At 67.8% G+C, this 15,873-nt stretch carries 11 protein-coding genes; 6 read left to right on the top strand and 5 right to left on the bottom strand.

The window, feature by feature from the left end; all coding sequences use genetic code 11:
* The first annotated feature begins 58 nt into the window (after positions 1–58).
* The 4 genes from A3CU_RS0140255 to A3CU_RS0140235 all read left to right on the top strand — a co-directional run bounded on the left by A3CU_RS0140255 (position 59) and on the right by A3CU_RS0140235 (position 6,010).
* Complete coding sequence (locus tag A3CU_RS0140255) at positions 59–955, top strand: aminoglycoside phosphotransferase family protein (RefSeq protein ID WP_027946987.1); 897 nt, start codon at positions 59–61, stop codon at positions 953–955.
* Positions 956–998: 43 nt separating this feature from the next.
* On the top strand, positions 999–1,247 hold the full coding sequence (locus A3CU_RS53275) for a hypothetical protein (RefSeq protein WP_043844203.1): 249 nt from the start codon (positions 999–1,001) through the stop codon (positions 1,245–1,247).
* Between the two features lie 39 nt (positions 1,248–1,286).
* Positions 1,287–1,502, top strand: coding sequence for a hypothetical protein (locus tag A3CU_RS49185; protein ID WP_211246636.1), 216 nt, complete (start codon positions 1,287–1,289; stop codon positions 1,500–1,502).
* 719 nt (positions 1,503–2,221) lie between these two features.
* Positions 2,222–6,010 (top strand): bifunctional sulfate adenylyltransferase/adenylylsulfate kinase, encoded by a 3,789-nt coding sequence (locus A3CU_RS0140235; protein ID WP_027946986.1) that lies wholly within the window; start codon positions 2,222–2,224, stop codon positions 6,008–6,010.
* Between the two features lie 578 nt (positions 6,011–6,588).
* Here the strand turns inward: A3CU_RS0140235 and A3CU_RS49175 are convergent.
* Complete coding sequence (locus tag A3CU_RS49175; protein ID WP_245617542.1) at positions 6,589–7,284, bottom strand: restriction system modified-DNA reader domain-containing protein; 696 nt, start codon at positions 7,282–7,284, stop codon at positions 6,589–6,591.
* 452 nt (positions 7,285–7,736) lie between these two features.
* Between A3CU_RS49175 and A3CU_RS0140225 the strand changes: the two genes are divergently transcribed.
* Positions 7,737–8,645, top strand: a complete 909-nt coding sequence (locus tag A3CU_RS0140225) for a MarR family transcriptional regulator (protein ID WP_027946985.1) — start codon at positions 7,737–7,739, stop codon at positions 8,643–8,645.
* 241 nt (positions 8,646–8,886) lie between these two features.
* Here the strand turns inward: A3CU_RS0140225 and A3CU_RS0140220 are convergent, their stop codons facing one another.
* Positions 8,887–12,183: a hypothetical protein gene (locus A3CU_RS0140220; RefSeq protein WP_027946984.1), complete on the bottom strand. Its 3,297-nt coding sequence runs from the start codon at positions 12,181–12,183 to the stop codon at positions 8,887–8,889.
* A 236-nt stretch (positions 12,184–12,419) separates the two neighbouring features.
* Here A3CU_RS0140220 and A3CU_RS0140215 point away from each other — a divergent pair, with 236 nt between their 5' ends.
* Positions 12,420–12,728 carry a phosphotransferase gene (locus tag A3CU_RS0140215; RefSeq protein WP_027946983.1) on the top strand — a complete coding sequence of 103 codons (309 nt, stop codon included), beginning with the start codon at positions 12,420–12,422 and terminating at the stop codon, positions 12,726–12,728.
* A gap of 313 nt (positions 12,729–13,041) precedes the next feature.
* On the opposite strand, the gene A3CU_RS49170 is transcribed toward A3CU_RS0140215, so the two are convergent.
* From A3CU_RS49170 to A3CU_RS0140200, 3 genes are all read right to left on the bottom strand, one after another.
* The gene (locus tag A3CU_RS49170) at positions 13,042–13,344 is read right to left on the bottom strand and encodes a hypothetical protein (protein ID WP_027946982.1); all 303 of its coding nucleotides are present in this window, start codon (positions 13,342–13,344) and stop codon (positions 13,042–13,044) included.
* Positions 13,345–13,752: 408 nt separating this feature from the next.
* Positions 13,753–14,010: a hypothetical protein gene (locus tag A3CU_RS0140205; RefSeq protein ID WP_027946981.1), complete on the bottom strand. Its 258-nt coding sequence runs from the start codon at positions 14,008–14,010 to the stop codon at positions 13,753–13,755.
* Positions 14,011–14,089: 79 nt separating this feature from the next.
* Positions 14,090–15,847, bottom strand: coding sequence for a vWA domain-containing protein (locus A3CU_RS0140200; RefSeq protein WP_027946980.1), 1,758 nt, complete (start codon positions 15,845–15,847; stop codon positions 14,090–14,092).
* Positions 15,848–15,873 lie beyond the last annotated feature (26 nt).

The raw sequence follows: 15,873 nt of genomic DNA, 5'->3' as shown, positions 1-15,873 counted from the left end.
CCCGTCGCAAAGCCTCCGATCCGCCACTCCGCACGCTGCCTCAGTACGGTGACTTCGCATGACCGACACCGAGATCGAGATCACCGCAGACCTGGTCCGTGACCTGCTGCAGGAGCAACATCCAGACCTTGCAGGGCTGACCATCCGCGAGGTGGCGGGTGGCTGGGGCAACCAAATGTGGCGCCTCGGGGACGAGTTGGCCGTACGCATGCAGCGCATGGACCCCACCCCGGAGCTCCAGCTCAAGGAGCGGCGGTGGCTACCCGTGTTGGCCCCGCGCCTGCCGCTCCCAGTGCCGACCCCGGTGCGGTTCGGCGAACCGTCCGAGCGCTTCCCCAAGCACTGGACCGTGATGACGTGGGTTCCCGGCGAGCCGCTTGACCACGGCACGATCAGCCGCGGCGCCCAGGCGGCCGACACTCTGGCGGGCTTCCTCCAGGCGCTCCATGTGGCGGCGCCCGCCGAGGCACCGATCGCTACGGACCGCGGAGCCCATCCCAGGGACTGCGCGGACGGCTTCGAGAACTTCTTCCAGGCCGTTGCTCCCGACGACATCGCTGCCGACGTCCGGGCCGTCTGGGACGACGCCGTTGCAGCCCACGCGTGGGAGGGCCCGCCGGTGTGGGTGCACGGCGACCTCCATCCCGCGAACGTTGTCGTCTCGGACGGAACGCTCTCCGGCATCGTCGACTTCGGTGACATGTTCGCCGGCGATCCGGCGTGGGACCTCGCTGCCGCATGGGTGGTGCTACCTGCGGGCACGGCCTCACGGTTCTTCGAGATGTACGCGCATGCAGATGAGGCGGCGATCCGGCGCGCCCGCGGGCTGGCCGCTATGAAGAGCCTCTTCCTGATGCTCATGGGGCAGAACGGAGATCGAGGCCTTCCTGGCGGTAAGCCGAACTGGGGGCCTGCAGGCCGGGCGGCACTTGATCGTGTTCTGAAGGGCGTCTGATGCACGCTTGCTTTGTACTTGTTTTCGATCTTGGTAGAGGGCCATGTGGCAGCCCACCTTCGTGGGTTCATCGATCACCACGCGTGGTGGGGATGCCAGGGTCCACGGCCGTATGCTGCCCGCGGCCTCGATCGAGCTGGGTGAGCTTGTCTTGGGAGCCGGCCAGGCTGACGCGGAGCCCTTCGACTTCGCCGAGTCAGCCTTCACGTTCGGCCTCGGCAATGCGGGCGATGAGGTGATCGCGGATCTCCTCCAGTCGGCCGCGTTGGGCCGAGTCCGGCAGCAGGAGTGAACATCTGACACATGCATCCGCTGCCAGATGCTCCGGGGCTTGCCGAGGCAGCGGCGCCGCCTAATCGAGATCATCCGCAACCTCGCCGAACGGATCATCGAGGCCCGCGCCAACGGCTCGCTCGGAGAAGCCCAGGGACTCGCAGCCAGCCTCACGAAGGCAAAGGAGAAACTCGTCAGCCTCGACCGCGCCCAGAAACGCGGTCTGTACAACGGCCCCGTGAACCTCGGTCTGCCGATCATCACGGGCGGATAGTCGAAGTTGGATTTGGCTATCTCCTCAATCGCGCCTCGATATCCGACCCTTGCGGGGGGACGATACGGCTAAAATGGACGGTCCTACAGTAGTTGGGAAAAGATGTGGCGACCGTGATACCGAGAAGGGCGAGTTCGCCGTGGATACGCCGGTAGCCCAGGCAGAATTCTCACCTGCCAGACGCAGGACGAGACGGCTGATCGAGGCCGCCGTCTGCGGGCGGCCAAGTCTTCGCTTCATGTTTACGCGGGTATGACGGTGTTTCGCCAGGTCACGATGCCCGCGCAGCATGGTGTCTGGTTGGACCAGCAGCCGTATCCGGCGCAACGTCGCACAGACTGCGGTACCAGCACGCCCTGTCCTCGGGCCGGAGTTGGGGGCGTTGGCCGGCGAGTTGCCGTTACGCGCCGCCCAACTGGTGACGCAGAGCGAGGATCTCGGTGTCGTTCTCGTGCTCGGACATCGGTAACAGTCGTAGGGCGCCGAAAGCATGGCTGATGGCAAGGTAGGCGAAGCGGAGCAGCAACGAGTCCCTGCCGATGCCCGTTGACCTGCACGGACCTATTTCTCGGTACGCACACCGTCGTTGTTGTCGGTGCCCGGGAGTACGGTGGCCGAGTTTCTGTATCGGTCTCACGCGAAGTGGATCCACTGCACGGAGTCACCGCGTGGTGGCGGCTTGGTGAGGCTGCTCGGTCGAGGCTTAAGGAGTCACGCAGGTGGGCGGACAGGACGCCATACGCGGGTTCGAGTTCCAGTTTCTGTGGACGTTGGAATACGGGCTGTCGGCGGTGTTCTCTGACGATGCGGAGGTGACTGCGTTGGGGGTTGAGGACGTCCTCACCACCGCGGTTGATGCCGACCAGGACGTTGTCGATTTCTCGTTGCGATGTGGCGAGCGGACCCGGACCGTTGCCCAGGTGAAAAGCGGCGGCGTGGCCGCCGTCATGACCGCGGCCCAGTTGCTGGACATTCTGGTGCGGCTGTTGACTCATGCCGCCGAGCGGTATCTGGTGGTCACCAATCGGTCGGCCGATGACCGTCTCACCAAGTTGCTGGCGGTGTTGCGGGCTGGCAAGTCCGACCTGCGGGAGCGTGTGCTCGCCGTGGCTGGGCGGTCGAAGGTCGCGGCCGTCTTGGCGACCAAGGATGAGCGGTTTTGGGAGCGGATGCGGCGTGTGCAAGTTGTGCTGGACACGCGGGGCATCGAGCAGGTCCGTATGGACGTGCGAGAACGCGTGCGCGCCGCGCGGCATCACGTCGCTCCGTCGACGGTGGGGTGGGACGCGGCCGGGTTGGTGACTGGCTATCTGCTGTGGGAGGTGATGGCGAAAGGAGCGGGCGCCGCTCAAACGGAGTTGACCATGCCTGATCTCCTCGCCGTATTGGGGACGGATGCGGCGTCGTTGAAGGCGTTGATGCGTGAGCGAGACTGGGCTGTTCCGGTGACGCCGTTGCCTCGAACCGGTGATATTCCGCGGCCCGAAGTGCTAGCGCGGATGCGGGAGCACCTGCCGGTTCCGGTGCCGCGTGACAGGGCACCGGTGTGTGTCTTGACTGGCCTGTCGGGTATCGGCAAGAGCAGCCTGGCTGCGGCATGGTCCGATGACAACGCCGACACCTACGCGATGATCATGTGGATCGATGCGACAACATCATCGCGGATCACGGCGTCGTTCACTGCGGTCGCGGTATGGCTGCAGGACCATGGCCTTCTTGCAGATGGTGATCGGGCTGTCCCTTTGCGGCAGCGGGTTGTCGGCGCGCTCGGGCGCAGCGCGAGGCCCTGGCTACTGGTGTTCGACAACTGCGCGGATCAGATGGTGGTACGGGACTGGATCCCGCCCAGCGGCCATGGTCACGTCATCGTGACCAGTACGGATCAGACTCGGCTGGTCGGACCGGCCGCTGCGAAGGTTGAGGTGGGTGCCATGACCGACAGCGAAGCCGTCGATCTGCTCGCTCGCCGTATTCTCGCGGGACGTTCACCGGCGGATGACGATCGTCGGTCACTGCGGCGGCTGGCGACTCGACTGCACAACTGGCCGCTTGCCCTGGAGATCACGGCGGCCTATCTGATGGCCACGGTGTTGGAGTATCACAGCGATCTCGCTCGTTCCATCGCCAAGTTCGAGAGGCTGCTGCAACGAGCGATGGACGACAGGCCCTCGGTCCCTGTGGGCTACCCGGACACCGTCGTGGGCACGATCACCGCGATGTGGCAGCGGGTGACCGGACGCACGGACCCTGCGGCTGTGCTGGCCGCGCAGGCGTTGCGTGGTGCGGCCTTCGTCGCGTCGCGGCAGATCCCGGTACAACTGCTGTTGGCCGCTGCGGCAGACACGGTGCTGAATACCTTTCCACACTACGCACAGTCTGATCCTCCCGTGGGCGAGGTCGTGCGAGCGATGAAACGTGACTCGCTGGTGACAGCGGATGAACCTCTGCCCCTACCTTTGATCGAGTCCGGCGGCCCCATCGACGTCGGACCGATCGGTGTCTCAGTGGCCATGAACGACATCGTTCAGTTCATCGTTCGGGGTCTGGTCGATAACGAAGGCGTCACCGACATCACCCTGTTCAAGCTGACATTCTGCGCGCAAGCGTGGTTGCAGACGTTCACGTCGAGCGACGAGACGCGGGCGGCGGTCAGCATCGTGTCTCATGCCATCGAACTGTCGGAACGCACCATCGAACTGGGCGTCGTCAACCGCGCGAGCGCTCTTTTGTGGGGTAACACCGCAGGTGTCCTCGGAGCCTGGGAGGCATGGCCGCGCGTGGCGAGATATGTGGTTGCGGAATTGACATACCTGGACAGCGTGACCGATGACGAGTCGGCCGTTCTCCGTATCCAGACACTCGCGTCCTACGCGCACGTGCTATATCAACTGGCCGACCGTCCACGCGACGTTGCTGATCAGATCGTGTCGGCCCTGGAGCGATTGATCGCCGAGGTACCCCGCGCGGTAGCGTTGCACGAGCAAGCTGCGGCGGAGTCCATTCGATGGGCCGGTGCGACTGTGCAGAACCTGCTGAATCACGGGGCCGAGCATCCCCAACTGGCCGCGTTGCAGTCCGCACTGCGAGACTTCCACCGGATGCTCCCGACCACGACCCGGCTCGACTGGTTCGACGAACTACTCGGGCTCAACCAGCTGATCAGAACCGGGCGCGCCGCCGAAGCCCGGACCCAGGGTGAGGCACTGCTCGCCCAGATGAACCACGATCATACCGAGTATCCCCAGGTCCTGCGGATCATCGCCGAAGCGTGCGTCGACACCGGGGACTGGGACGGGGCAGACGCCATTGTTGCTCGGTTCGAAGACACCGCCCGAGCGAGAGCACTACAACGGTTCGACATCGCGACAGTGATACGGAACCTCGGCATCGCGTGCATCGGGGGCATGACAACTCAGGAGCACAGGGCATTTCGGGTCTTCGCGGCGATTGGGCGCATCGCCGACCTCGCTCGCGAGCAAGAGATCCCAATCCAGGCCGGCGACCGCGACATCCTGGCCGTCCTGCAAGCACTACGTTGCTACCTCGACGAGGACAAGGCGGCCTGCACTGCGTGGCTCGCCGAAGCAGTGCCGGCCGAGATTGCCGCAGTCGAGCGCACCGGCCTGGTGGACAGGATCCTGCGGCTTCTGCTGACCTGGTGCGAGGACACCGCTGATCGACAGGCAACCACACCGTTCGAACCGCCAGACGATGGTGGCGAAATGACGTTTGGCAGGCCGCGGGTTCCCGCACCCGACACCGTGCTACCTATCGACGAAGACGCCATGCGCACTCTCCTGCTCCATCACGGTGCTGGCCCAGCACCGGCCCGCGCGCTCGGCTCCGTCGAAGTTCACCGTGCTGCCGGCGGCCCTCCCCGCGAACCGCTCGAGGTCGCCGTCGAAACCTGTCTCGCCGCCCGCATGCTCGGCCTGCAGACGGACATTGCCGAGGTCGCCCTGTTCGCGCTGCACGATGACGGACACATCAGGCTCGACGAACCGCAAGAGATGGCGATGGCGAACCCCACCAAGGTTCGCACGTGCCGTGTTCCGCACCATGTGGCCTGGGTACGGTCGCCAGGTCACCTGGTCGATCCCGTCGTACCACAACTCGAGGCGGTCCGCGCCATCGCCAGACATGAGCAGCTGCACCGCCACCCCGTTGTCGTCCCAAGCCTGTCCGAGGACGATATCCCCATCGTGCGCAGAGAAGGTCTCCTGATCGCCTACCAACATCTCGGCACCTACCGCGTCGACGACGTCGCCGCAGCTCTCCCGCCCGATCGGCGTCGGGTATGTCACACCAACGCCTTCTTCGTCGCCTATCAGGCACTCCTGGCCCTCGGGGCGACCCACCCCGACTTCGTCGCCTCGGTCGAGCACACTCATAGCAGCCTCGCCGGCCTCATCGTCCAGCCAGAACCGCTCATCACCACACTGACAGAGCGGGCCCGTATGAGTGACTGGTCCACGACAACCGCAAGCCCGCGCCGCGCTGATGGCTGACCACCGGGCGCCTGAATGGCCTCGGAGGTTCCGTGCTGTTCCGGCGCCCGGCGATGCTCCACGATCCGGCACCTACGGTTGGCCGCGACCCCGCATTGCGGGCCTGGACAACGTATGCCGGAGATGCCGCCTACCCATCGCAACGCCGCAGCCGCCAACTCCGGAAAATGGCGAGTTCGAATAGGGTGTTGGACACCTCGCGGATGGTGGTGCGGTCCGGGTCGGCTTCGACCGACAAGCCTGCACTCTGATTTCTAGAACTCGCTGTAGTGGAAGTACGGTGGTCACGGTGCGCACGTCGGCCGGAATGCCGCCGTCGTCGCGTAACTCGGCGATGTCGTTGGCCAATCGCACCGCAGCGATCTCCAGGGTAAAGCCGGGACCTACCCCGGCGCGCACCCCACACGACGAGAGAATCTACTGTGGACTCTGATGTGGTTATGGTGAATACCTCCGGGTTGGCCGGACGCCGCCACATGGCGAAGCCTCACGCAAGGCGGCGTCCGGCGTGGACAACGTGCTACGGGTGGCGGGACTTACTGTCCTCGCCGTGCATGAAGCTCGGTTCGCAGATCACTTTAGGTGCGTCCGTCGGAGGCACGGCGAAACGTGCCCCAGATGTTCTGGTGGGTGCCGCCCAGCGCAGTGGTGGCACCGGACGGGTTCGCATACACCTGGCCGTCGGTGAGGACGAGCGCACCGTCGGCGCGGATCCGGGCGCTGTGGCGGATGCCAAGGTTGCGCTGATTCCAGAACAACAACTCCTCGCCAACCTTGACCAGTCCCGCATCCAGCAATTCGGCGACACCGGCACTCGTCCACGTGATCGGCGGCTGTGGCCTATTGCACGACACGGTGGCTTCACGGAGAACGCCGTGCAAGCCCATCACAGCGGCGGCGGCGGGCGCGACGATATGCGGCCAGCGGTCGTCAACCCCGCACCATCGGCCGACACACTGCCAGCGGCCGTGGAAGGCCAGCAGCATCTCGACATCGGCCACGTGGTTGTAGGGCAGCGGGTAGGTCGGGCCGGCCGGGTTCGTCAGGCGCACGACGAGATCACCGCCATACAGGCCATCGGCCGGTGGCTGGTCGGGCACCCAGCACCCGGCGAACAACGCCACCCCTCCCGCCCGGTCGGGATCGGCGTCACCGACGAGGTCAACCGCCGCCACGAGCATCGCCCACACACCGTCCGGGCACCGCATCGGCGGCGGGTCGAACGCAGGGGCGAGGATCATCGTGTTTGGCGGCAACTCTTCCCATTCCCACATCGCCACCTCCTCGTGCGACCGCGGGGCCCCGGCGGTCGCGTTGGCGTGATCGGGTGCAGGGCCGCGTTTCGCCGTATCTACGGCCGCGTTGAGGGCTGTTTCAGGCGGTTCGGGGATGTTGTAGTCGGTCGACATTGTCTATGCGTCCCTTCGGGTTCTGACGTCGGTTGGCCGGTTGGCTGACCTATATGGACGCTTCGTCGCCGCGCGATTGTCAACGCCCGTATAGGCGACGGCAGGAAATGCACGCCTTGTGGGGCAAAGATTTCGAGCACGTTGATCGAATGTCTACATGAGATAGTAATCTTGTTTGCCGAACCCGCTTGACTTCATGGGCCGAAGGAAGCGTTCATAGTCGTGTGGCCCGACCACACCGGCAGCGCACCGGGGGTCACACCGCTCCGGCTGGGGAATGACCAGCACCGACCACGAACCGCGAATCGAGGGACGTCATGTCCACCAAGACCCGTACCCGCAAAGCCCGTACCACCCGCACGACCGGCTCAGCCCGCGCACTGCGGCCAGTGCCTGACCAGACCACCACCGCGCCGGTGCGCACCGACGCCGAAGACAAGCTGTGGGCTGCGTTGTACGCCCACCCCAACAGTAGCGCCGCCGAGCTGTCGGTCGCGGCAAAGATCGGGAAGTCGACCGCGCAGAAGATCCTGACCCGCTGGGAGAGCGACCGCACCGTCACCCGCACCCCTGGGATCGCCGAGGGTGGTCGGCGCGCCGCCGACCTGTGGACGATCACCGACACCGACAGCACCGGTGCCGACGTACCCGCCAATGAGCCGGCGGCGGAAGAAACCGTCCCGACGGACACCGCGCTGGACGACCCCACCATCGCGTCCAGAGCCCTGGCCACGCCCGACGCCGACGCCGTGCCCGACGACGCCACACCGTCCGAGAGCGTTACCGCCGAGCCTGCGGAAACGGAGCCCACGACCACCGCAGCCGACGACGCCCAATACGCGACCGCGTCGGCCTCTTCGGAGGCAGAGTCCGAGAAGATCGCACCGCCAGACAGTGAACCCGCCGTCACCGAGGCGACCGAACCCGCCGACGGCGGGACGACTGCCCACGACGCGGCATCTGATAGCGGAGGAGTCCAGAAGGCCGAGCGGCTGGCACCCGGTGCGCTGCGGGGCATGGTCGAGGACTACCTGCGCGACCACCCCGGCGAGGAGTTCGGTCCCACCGCGATCGCCAAGGCCCTGGGCGGGAAGTCCAGCGGCGCGGTGAGCAACGTGCTGGACAAGCTGGTTGCCGACAGTACCGCCGTGAAGACCAACGACAGGCCGAGGCGTTTCGCGCTCGCCCCGGCGGAGCAGTCGACTACCGCCGCGCCCGTGAACTGAGCCGCCCAGCATGGCCGATGTGGTTGCGCCCCAACGGGATCGTCCCTCCGGGGCGCAACTACATTCACGTCCGCTCGTTCGGCAGCAGCCTCCAGTGGTCGGGAGGAAACGCACTGCTACTGAAGTCACGCCATCGCCCGTACCTCGGCATCAGCGTGCGTTCAGATGTCGTGCACTGTCCATTCCGGCGGGCCGTCTGCTGTGATCCGTTCCTTGCGAGGTCGCTTGCACCGGCACAACGTCATTCGGGGGCAGTGGCAGTTCGTAGGGCGCGCTCGCGGATATCGGGGTCGGCATGCTTGCGTAGTGCCAGTACGAGATCGCGCCACGGTGCCGGCCAGCCCGCGTACGGGCCGGCCTGGGCGGCGATGCCGGCGGCCAGTAGCGCACCCGTGGACGTCGTCGAAAGATCGCGAGCGGTGGGCAACAACGACGGCCGACCCGGATCGTGTGCGGTCAGCCAGCGTTCCAGCCAGTCCGTGACGCACCACGCCAGCACCGGTCGATCCGCGAGGTTGGCGATCCGTCGCAACGCCGGCAACAGGTCGCCCCGCCGAGGCAACGCGGCCACGGCCAGTGCGAGCCCGTCTGCTCGGTATTCCGCGGTGGAGGCCAACACCTCGGACATCGCATCCGCCACACCGCGCAGGGCCTCACCCGACATGTCGACGCGGGCTGCGAGACTCTCCACTAGGTGGCGCACACGCTGGCGGGCCGGCAGATCCCGATCCGGACCCATCACCGCGTCCACGCTGGCCAATGTCGCGACCACTGCACGCAGTGGCGCTGCATCACGGGTGAGCGCGCAGGCTGTGATCAGCCCGTCGACCGCTGCCCGCCAGGTGGCGGTGTTGTGCAGGTCGCAGATCACCGTCGCCAGCGATGCTGCGCCGTCGTGGTCGCAGGCCGCCCATGACGGCCACGCGGACAATCCCGCACGAGCCGCGTCGGGATCTGGATGACCGGCCACGGTCCGGACCAGTACGCCGTACCGAGCCCGGTGCCGCTCGGCGACAGTGAACGGTCCGGTGTCGGCCAGCGCCATGGCAACCGAGCCATCCGCCGTAGCGGCGTCGGACAGCATCGTCCACACGCGATCGTCGTCCAGCACCCATCGCGCCGCCGAGACGACGCTGCGCCGGACATCGCGGTGTAGGTCCGGATCGGCCCACAACGCCGTCAACTCGTCCACAGCGCCGGGCGCGCGGTGCTCGGCGATCAGCCGCACCGCCTCCTTGCGGGAGGTCACCTTTCGGCCGGAGAGCACCGGCCGCAGTGCATCCAGCACCATCTCGGGTGAGACGGCGCGGGCGCAGCGACTCGCCGCGTACACCGCGACCCGTGCACGATCAGAATCGGCGTAGCTGAGCAGCTCGCCCAGCACCTGGTCAGGACGATCGGTCCAGGCTAGTGCTGCCAGAGCGGCCTCGACCACTGCCACCTCATCGTTGGAGAGGAACGGTCGCACCGCGTCGGCCCCGGCCCCGGGCAGCCGACCCAGCCGCCGCACGGCGGCCACCCGTTCCCAGACCGTCTTTCCCGGTGCGGTGGCCAGGTCGGCCAGCAGTTCGGCATACCGAGTGACCTGGCGGGGCAGCCAGTGCCGCAGCGAGCCGTGGAAGATCGGCACGACCCGGACACCGGGCTTGACGAACCGGCCGTGCAGCGGCTGGTCCAGCACTCGGTCCAACAGGTCGGTGCGTAGGCGGCTGATCGCGTCCGCGACCGAGGCCACGGTGATCGTCGACGGGTCGTGGCCGAACACGATCTCGACCCGTTCCGCTCGGCTCGCCGGTGACGCCAACCAGAGATCAATCGCGCGCCGGACCGTGCTGTCCGAGGCCGCGGTGATGGCCGCGCCGAGGTAGTCCTGCAGATCCGGCATGGCCCAGGCACGCCGCCGCAGGCCCGCCGCGAGCGACAGCGCGAGTTCGTGGCGGTCGACCCGCGCGTCGGCGGCGATACGCGGCCGCAACACCTCGAACACGGCGTGTTCCGCACCGCGCGGCAAGTTCCGGTCCAGGTTGTACAGGTTGAGCATGCGGGTGTGCCCGCCGGCCAGTTCCATGATCCGCAAACCGCAGTCGACCACGAGGGAATCGGTGGTCACCGCGCCGTGTCGGACCAGGCCCACGGCCACGGCCTCCACGGCCTGCCGCGTGGTCCAGGACGCGTCCCTGGCCTGCAAGGCGTCGGTGGCCATCTTCTCCACCTGCGGCAGGTCGGACGGCCGGAACAGCCGCGCGGGGATCGCGGCGATCGCCTGCATCGCCGCGCGGCGGACCGGATCCTGTTCGTTGGGCAGCCGGGTCAGCGACGCCAACACCTGTCCGACCGTGTTCGGGTCGCGGGTGGCCGCCGCCGCGCCTATCAGGAGCGGGTAGGCGTGCTCGCGCTCGGCGGCGACCGGGCGAGCCGTCTGCGCCTGCAGCATCGGTTCGGCCTCCGCCCACGGCAGCCGGGCGGTGACCTCCAACCGGACCCCAGGGTTGTCCGCCACGGGCCGAGTGGTCAGCAGCCGGCGTGCCTGGGCGTGCCGTGCCTGCCAATGCAGGAGATCCAACACCGGGGTGGGCAGTCCGGCCGCGACGATGTCCCGGCCGCCCAGTGCGGCATCCAACACTCGCGCCCGCCGCGACGGCGGGAGCCGACGCAGCAGCGTGGTCAGACGATCGTGGTCACCGATCACGGCACGCGCCAGTGCCGCCAGGGACACGTCCGACGCCTGCCGCAACGCCTGGCACAGGTTTCGACTGGGATGAAAACGGATGCGCCGATCAGGGTCGGCGAGGATCGCGGCCACCCGTTCCGGCTCGACCTTGGCCAGCATGACCAGCCAGCGGCCGGCCCCAAGCGGCAACCCGGTCACCGGTCCCCACCGCTCCAGCAATTCGAGGACCTGCCCGGAGTCATGCCGGGCAAGACCGCCGACCGCCGCGCCGTAGCGCGCCCACACACCGGCACGCTCGGCCTCACCCGCCTCGACCAGTCGACGCCGCAGGTGACCCAGCACCACGGCGGGATGCCGACGGGCGAGTACTTCCACGTTCGCCACCGCGAAGTCCAACTCGGGCAGCAGCGTTGTGACCGTAGCCGTATTGCAGGCCGGCAACAGGGCTGCCGCCTCGTGATCGCCGAACCGCTCGCGCACCGAAGGCAGCAGGCTGCTCGCCCACTCAACCCTGTTCTTGGCACGCAATGCGCTATAGAGCGAGCGCCGCCACGCCATCGGCGCGGTCGGCAGCGCATCAGCGATCACCTCGAAGTGCAGGCCCTTTCGCACGCAGTAGTTCACCGCAGCTGCCGCTACCGCTATGTCGGGCGAGGTCGGGCAGCGCCGCAGATAGGTCTGGTCACCCGCGACAATCGCCATCATCACTGCCCACGTGCGTGCGATGCCGGACTGGCCCTCCAATTCCGCCAGCAGGGCGGTCAGCGCCGGCGTCCCGGCCAGCGACCGTGCGGTGTCAGCCAGAACGCGCTGGCGTGTCGGAAAGACCAACGAGTCGAGCCGCGCCGACAACTCCTCCAGATCCATGGGCCAGGATTGTTCCCGATCAGCGCCCGTGGGCAACGGGATTTTCGCCAGTTCATCCACGGCATGAGAGGATGACTGCAGGTGAGCCTCGTGGCGTCGACTTGGCGCCGGCGGCCGTGGTGCGGTGACAGCATGTCGTTCGGTTCTGTCTTGTCGGTGCTCGTTTGTTGCCTCACGGCACGAACTATCGTCCTGGTCTCACCCTTCGACTTTCCGTATCAGGAAAGGATGCCGCTTTGAGCAGCACACCGGATCTTGGTCCCGTACCCAAGCGCGTCAGCGTCGGCGCGGAGCAGGTGCGCCGGTTGATCGGCGACCAGTTCCCGCAGTGGGCCGGCCTCCCGGTTCGGCCCGTGGCCAAGAACGGTTGGGATAACGTCACCTTCCACCTCGGCGACACAATCGTGGCGCGTCTGCCCAGCGCGTCCGAGTACGCACTGGCGGTCGGCAAGGAACAACGGTGGCTTCCGGCGCTCGCTCCCCGACTGCCGCTACCCATCCCTGTCCCACCGCCGACGGCCGCCAGGCGTTCCGCGAGCGCCTAACCAGCGACGAGGCGACATGGGCACGCGGGCGCGGCTGGGCCCTATGGAAAACGCTCATCGCCTGCGCTCAAACCGTGGGCCGAGCCGATGAAGAGGCCCGAACGCGCGTCGCATCCTCAGCGAGATCTTCTCCGAATACTCGACCAGCAGCCACAGAGGCTAAAAGAGCAAGGGTCTGCTATGGCGTGGGCCGATCAGCGTCGGCGACGATCGCAGCCACCCGTTGCGGCTCGACCTTGGCCAGCATGATCGCCTCGAAGTCGAGTTAGATGGCGCGGTTCGCGTCCGTCGTAGAGGTCGGCGGTGGTGGTGGTCACTGAGCGAGCGCCCGTTGCACCTGGGCGGGGTGCTCGAAGGCGCACTCGTTGTCGCAGTCCTGGGTCCCTGAGCTGGTTATGAACGGGCACCCGCCATGGTGGGCTTTGGTGAAGGTGACGCTGCCGTCGTTGTGTTCGATGACGCGTAGCGTGCCGCCGTGATTGCGTGCCGAGGTCATGTCGTTCGGGGTGATGCGGCGTTCGCCGTTGTAGCCGTGGGTGGTGGCCAGCAGCGCGTTGACGGCGCCGAGGAGATGGAGCGAGAGCGTGGGCGTCGTCGGGGTCGGGGCGAGGACCATGACGGCGCGGTGTCGGGGTGGTGTCCCACCACTCGTGGGCGAGGTCCCGGACAATACAGGTCCACACCCCGTCGTCGGTCGCGTAGCTCTCGGAATGGGACAAGCCACGCTCGATACTGACGCGCACGGTCTGCCCGGCGATGTCGGCGTCTAGGCCGTAGGGGTAGCCGTCCTCGGCGGCGACAGCGGTCGCGCTTCGATGGTGATCACAGTGGTCATGGCAACCTTTCGTCTTCACGTGTTGGCGGGATTCCCGCCGGGGCGTTGTTCCGGCGGTAACGACCGGATCGGGTCAACGGGTGCCGAGTGCGTTGCGCAGCTCTGACATTGGGCGGTGGCTTGGTAGGTGCGCGATGTACACGGCGCGCTCAGCCAGTTCGGCGGCGAGTGCGGACGGGGTGGTCGTGTTCATCGCGACCACCCCAGCGCGTCGGCGGCGGGTCGGGGCAGGTAGCCGACCTGGCCACCGATACCCAGCCAGACGATGGGTGGGTCGGTAGGCGGTGTGCCGTCGCCTTCGGCGTCGTTGGGTGTGCACACGACACGCGCGAGGGTGTGTTCCATCGGGTAGTTGGGCTGGGTAGCGACCCGGATCGGGGTGGCGGGGTCGTAGGTGGTGATGGCGGCGATGAGGTCGCCGACGGTCGCGATGGGGTTGTTGTTCATGGTGATCACCTCTGGTGTGTTGTTCGATGGGGCTGCGGCCGGGGCGGGGTTGGTGGGCCCGCCCCCGGCTGAGGCAGGTTCAGCGGGCAGTGGCGCGCAGGGCGGTGGTGGCGGAGCGCCCGATGGCGCGGGCGGCGGTGGTGGGGTCGGTCAACCGGTGCACGGTTGCTCCGTCCAGTGGGGTGTCGGTGTCGCGGGTGGTCAGCCACAGCACGGCGCACCCGTTGGCGCGTAACCGGTTGAGTTTCTTCTGTCCGTCCCGGCGTGGCTGGTCGCGGTAGCGGCCGTCGGACACGATCACCAGCAGTCGCGCCGCGCCGGGGGTGGACAGTCCGAGCGCGCCGTCGAGGGCGTCGATCGCGGTGGGGATGTCTTCCCAGTTGTCGTTGGAGGCGAACTCGGTGACCACGGCGGGGGCTTTGCCGGGCATGGTCAGCGGGCGTACCCGGTCGCCGAAGATCACGGTCGCGGTCTGGGCGGGCACGGTGGTGTGGCGGGCGGCATTGGCCAGGATCCATGCCGCCGAGGCAACGTGGTCGCGTGCCCAGCCCATCGTGCCGGACACGTCGCACGCGATCGCGAGTCGTAGCGGCGGGGTCGGGACCGGGGTGCGGGTGGTGCGGGTGAACGGTTCGGCGGTGGGCAGCGCTCCGGCGGCGCGTTGCGCGTCGGCGGCGAGCGCGCCGCGCATCCGTAACCGTCCGGGCGGGACGATCGAGGTGGTCTTGACCGCCACCCGGTCGCGGATCCCGGCGGTGGACAGGGCGCGCGCCAGCACCCGCGCGGCGGTGCGTTCCTCGGTGGTGGGTGGGCGGGTGCCGGTGCAGGCGGTGCGCCCTTTGCGTGAGCCGGGCGTGACGCCGAATACCGACCGCGCGGCCTGGTCGGCGATCTTCTTCGCAATGTTCTCGCGTGCCTGTGCGGCGGCGGCGCGGGTGGCGGGGTCTTCCGGTGCCTTCTCCGACGCGACCTTCGATGCGACGGTGTCCAGCACGGCGGCGATTGCGCCCGCCAACGGCGACGGTGACGGGGTGCTGGAACTGTTCGGGCTGCTGGACTGGTCGGGTGCAGCGCCGGGGTTCGGTGGGGTGTTCGGGTCGGTGCCGACGATCTCGCACCATTGCCGCCCGAGGTCGAGCATCGCCTCGCCGTCGTTGTCGGCGGTGTGTAACGCCTTGCGCCACACCGCGCGTAGCTTGCCAAGGTCCGCGCCGAGCACGTTGTCGATGACACGGGCGAGGGGGTCGGCTTCGACGCGGGTGAGGATTCCGCCGTCCACCCGTGCCAGCAACAGGGCGGCGGCGCGGGCGGCGTCGGTGCGCGTCATCTGTGGCGCGCGGGCGGGGTCGGCGAACAGGTGCAGGTCGGCGGCGACGATGCCGCGCGCACTCGCCCGCAACCAGTGCCGGTCATCCGGGCGGCGGCGGATCTGCGCGGCTTCCATCCGAGGCTCTTCCAACAACATCGCGGCGTCGACCACGGCGGGCGGCGCGTCTTTCGGGGGCTCCCAGGCGGTGTGTTTGGCGTGCCCGCATTCGTGGGTCAACAGTCCCCATGTGGTCGCGTAGCGGGGGCGGTCGGACAGGTTGGCGGGGTTGACGGTGGCGGGATCGACGCCGAGGTGGGTGCCGTCGACCTCGATCAGCGCGCGGGCGGGGTAGAAACACGCCGGGGCGCCGCCGCCCGCGCCGGGCGCGATGGACACGAGGAGGTCTTCCCGGTCGGCGATCACACCGACCTCCTCGGCCAGCGCGGCGGACAGGGTGAGCCATTCGGGGTGGGTGGGGAACACGGCGGCGCCGGTGGCGGCGGGGTCGGTGGCGAGGTGGGTGCTCATGGCGTCGGCTGTCCTTTCGGGACGGT

The sequence above is a fragment of the Amycolatopsis taiwanensis DSM 45107 genome (assembly GCF_000519205.1).
GTDB classification, from domain to species: Bacteria; Actinomycetota; Actinomycetes; order Mycobacteriales; family Pseudonocardiaceae; genus Amycolatopsis_E; species Amycolatopsis_E taiwanensis.
The sequence above is the reverse complement of the archived record's forward strand: the minus strand, read 5'-3'. Positions and strand labels throughout refer to the sequence as shown.

What these genes read in the sequence shown, in the direction of transcription:
- A3CU_RS0140255 (WP_027946987.1), top strand. Translation starts at nt 59, where the DNA reads ATGACCGACACCGAGATCGAGATCACCGCAGACCTGGTCCGTGACCTG.
- A3CU_RS53275 (WP_043844203.1), top strand. Translation starts at nt 999, where the DNA reads ATGTGGCAGCCCACCTTCGTGGGTTCATCGATCACCACGCGTGGTGGG.
- A3CU_RS49175 (WP_245617542.1), bottom strand. Translation starts at nt 7,284, where the DNA reads ATGTGGGAATGGGAAGAGTTGCCGCCAAACACGATGATCCTCGCCCCT.
- A3CU_RS0140225 (WP_027946985.1), top strand. Translation starts at nt 7,737, where the DNA reads ATGTCCACCAAGACCCGTACCCGCAAAGCCCGTACCACCCGCACGACC.
- A3CU_RS0140220 (WP_027946984.1), bottom strand. Translation starts at nt 12,183, where the DNA reads ATGGATCTGGAGGAGTTGTCGGCGCGGCTCGACTCGTTGGTCTTTCCG.
- A3CU_RS49170 (WP_027946982.1), bottom strand. Translation starts at nt 13,344, where the DNA reads ATGGTCCTCGCCCCGACCCCGACGACGCCCACGCTCTCGCTCCATCTC.
- A3CU_RS0140205 (WP_027946981.1), bottom strand. Translation starts at nt 14,010, where the DNA reads ATGAACAACAACCCCATCGCGACCGTCGGCGACCTCATCGCCGCCATC.
- A3CU_RS0140200 (WP_027946980.1), bottom strand. Translation starts at nt 15,847, where the DNA reads ATGAGCACCCACCTCGCCACCGACCCCGCCGCCACCGGCGCCGCCGTG.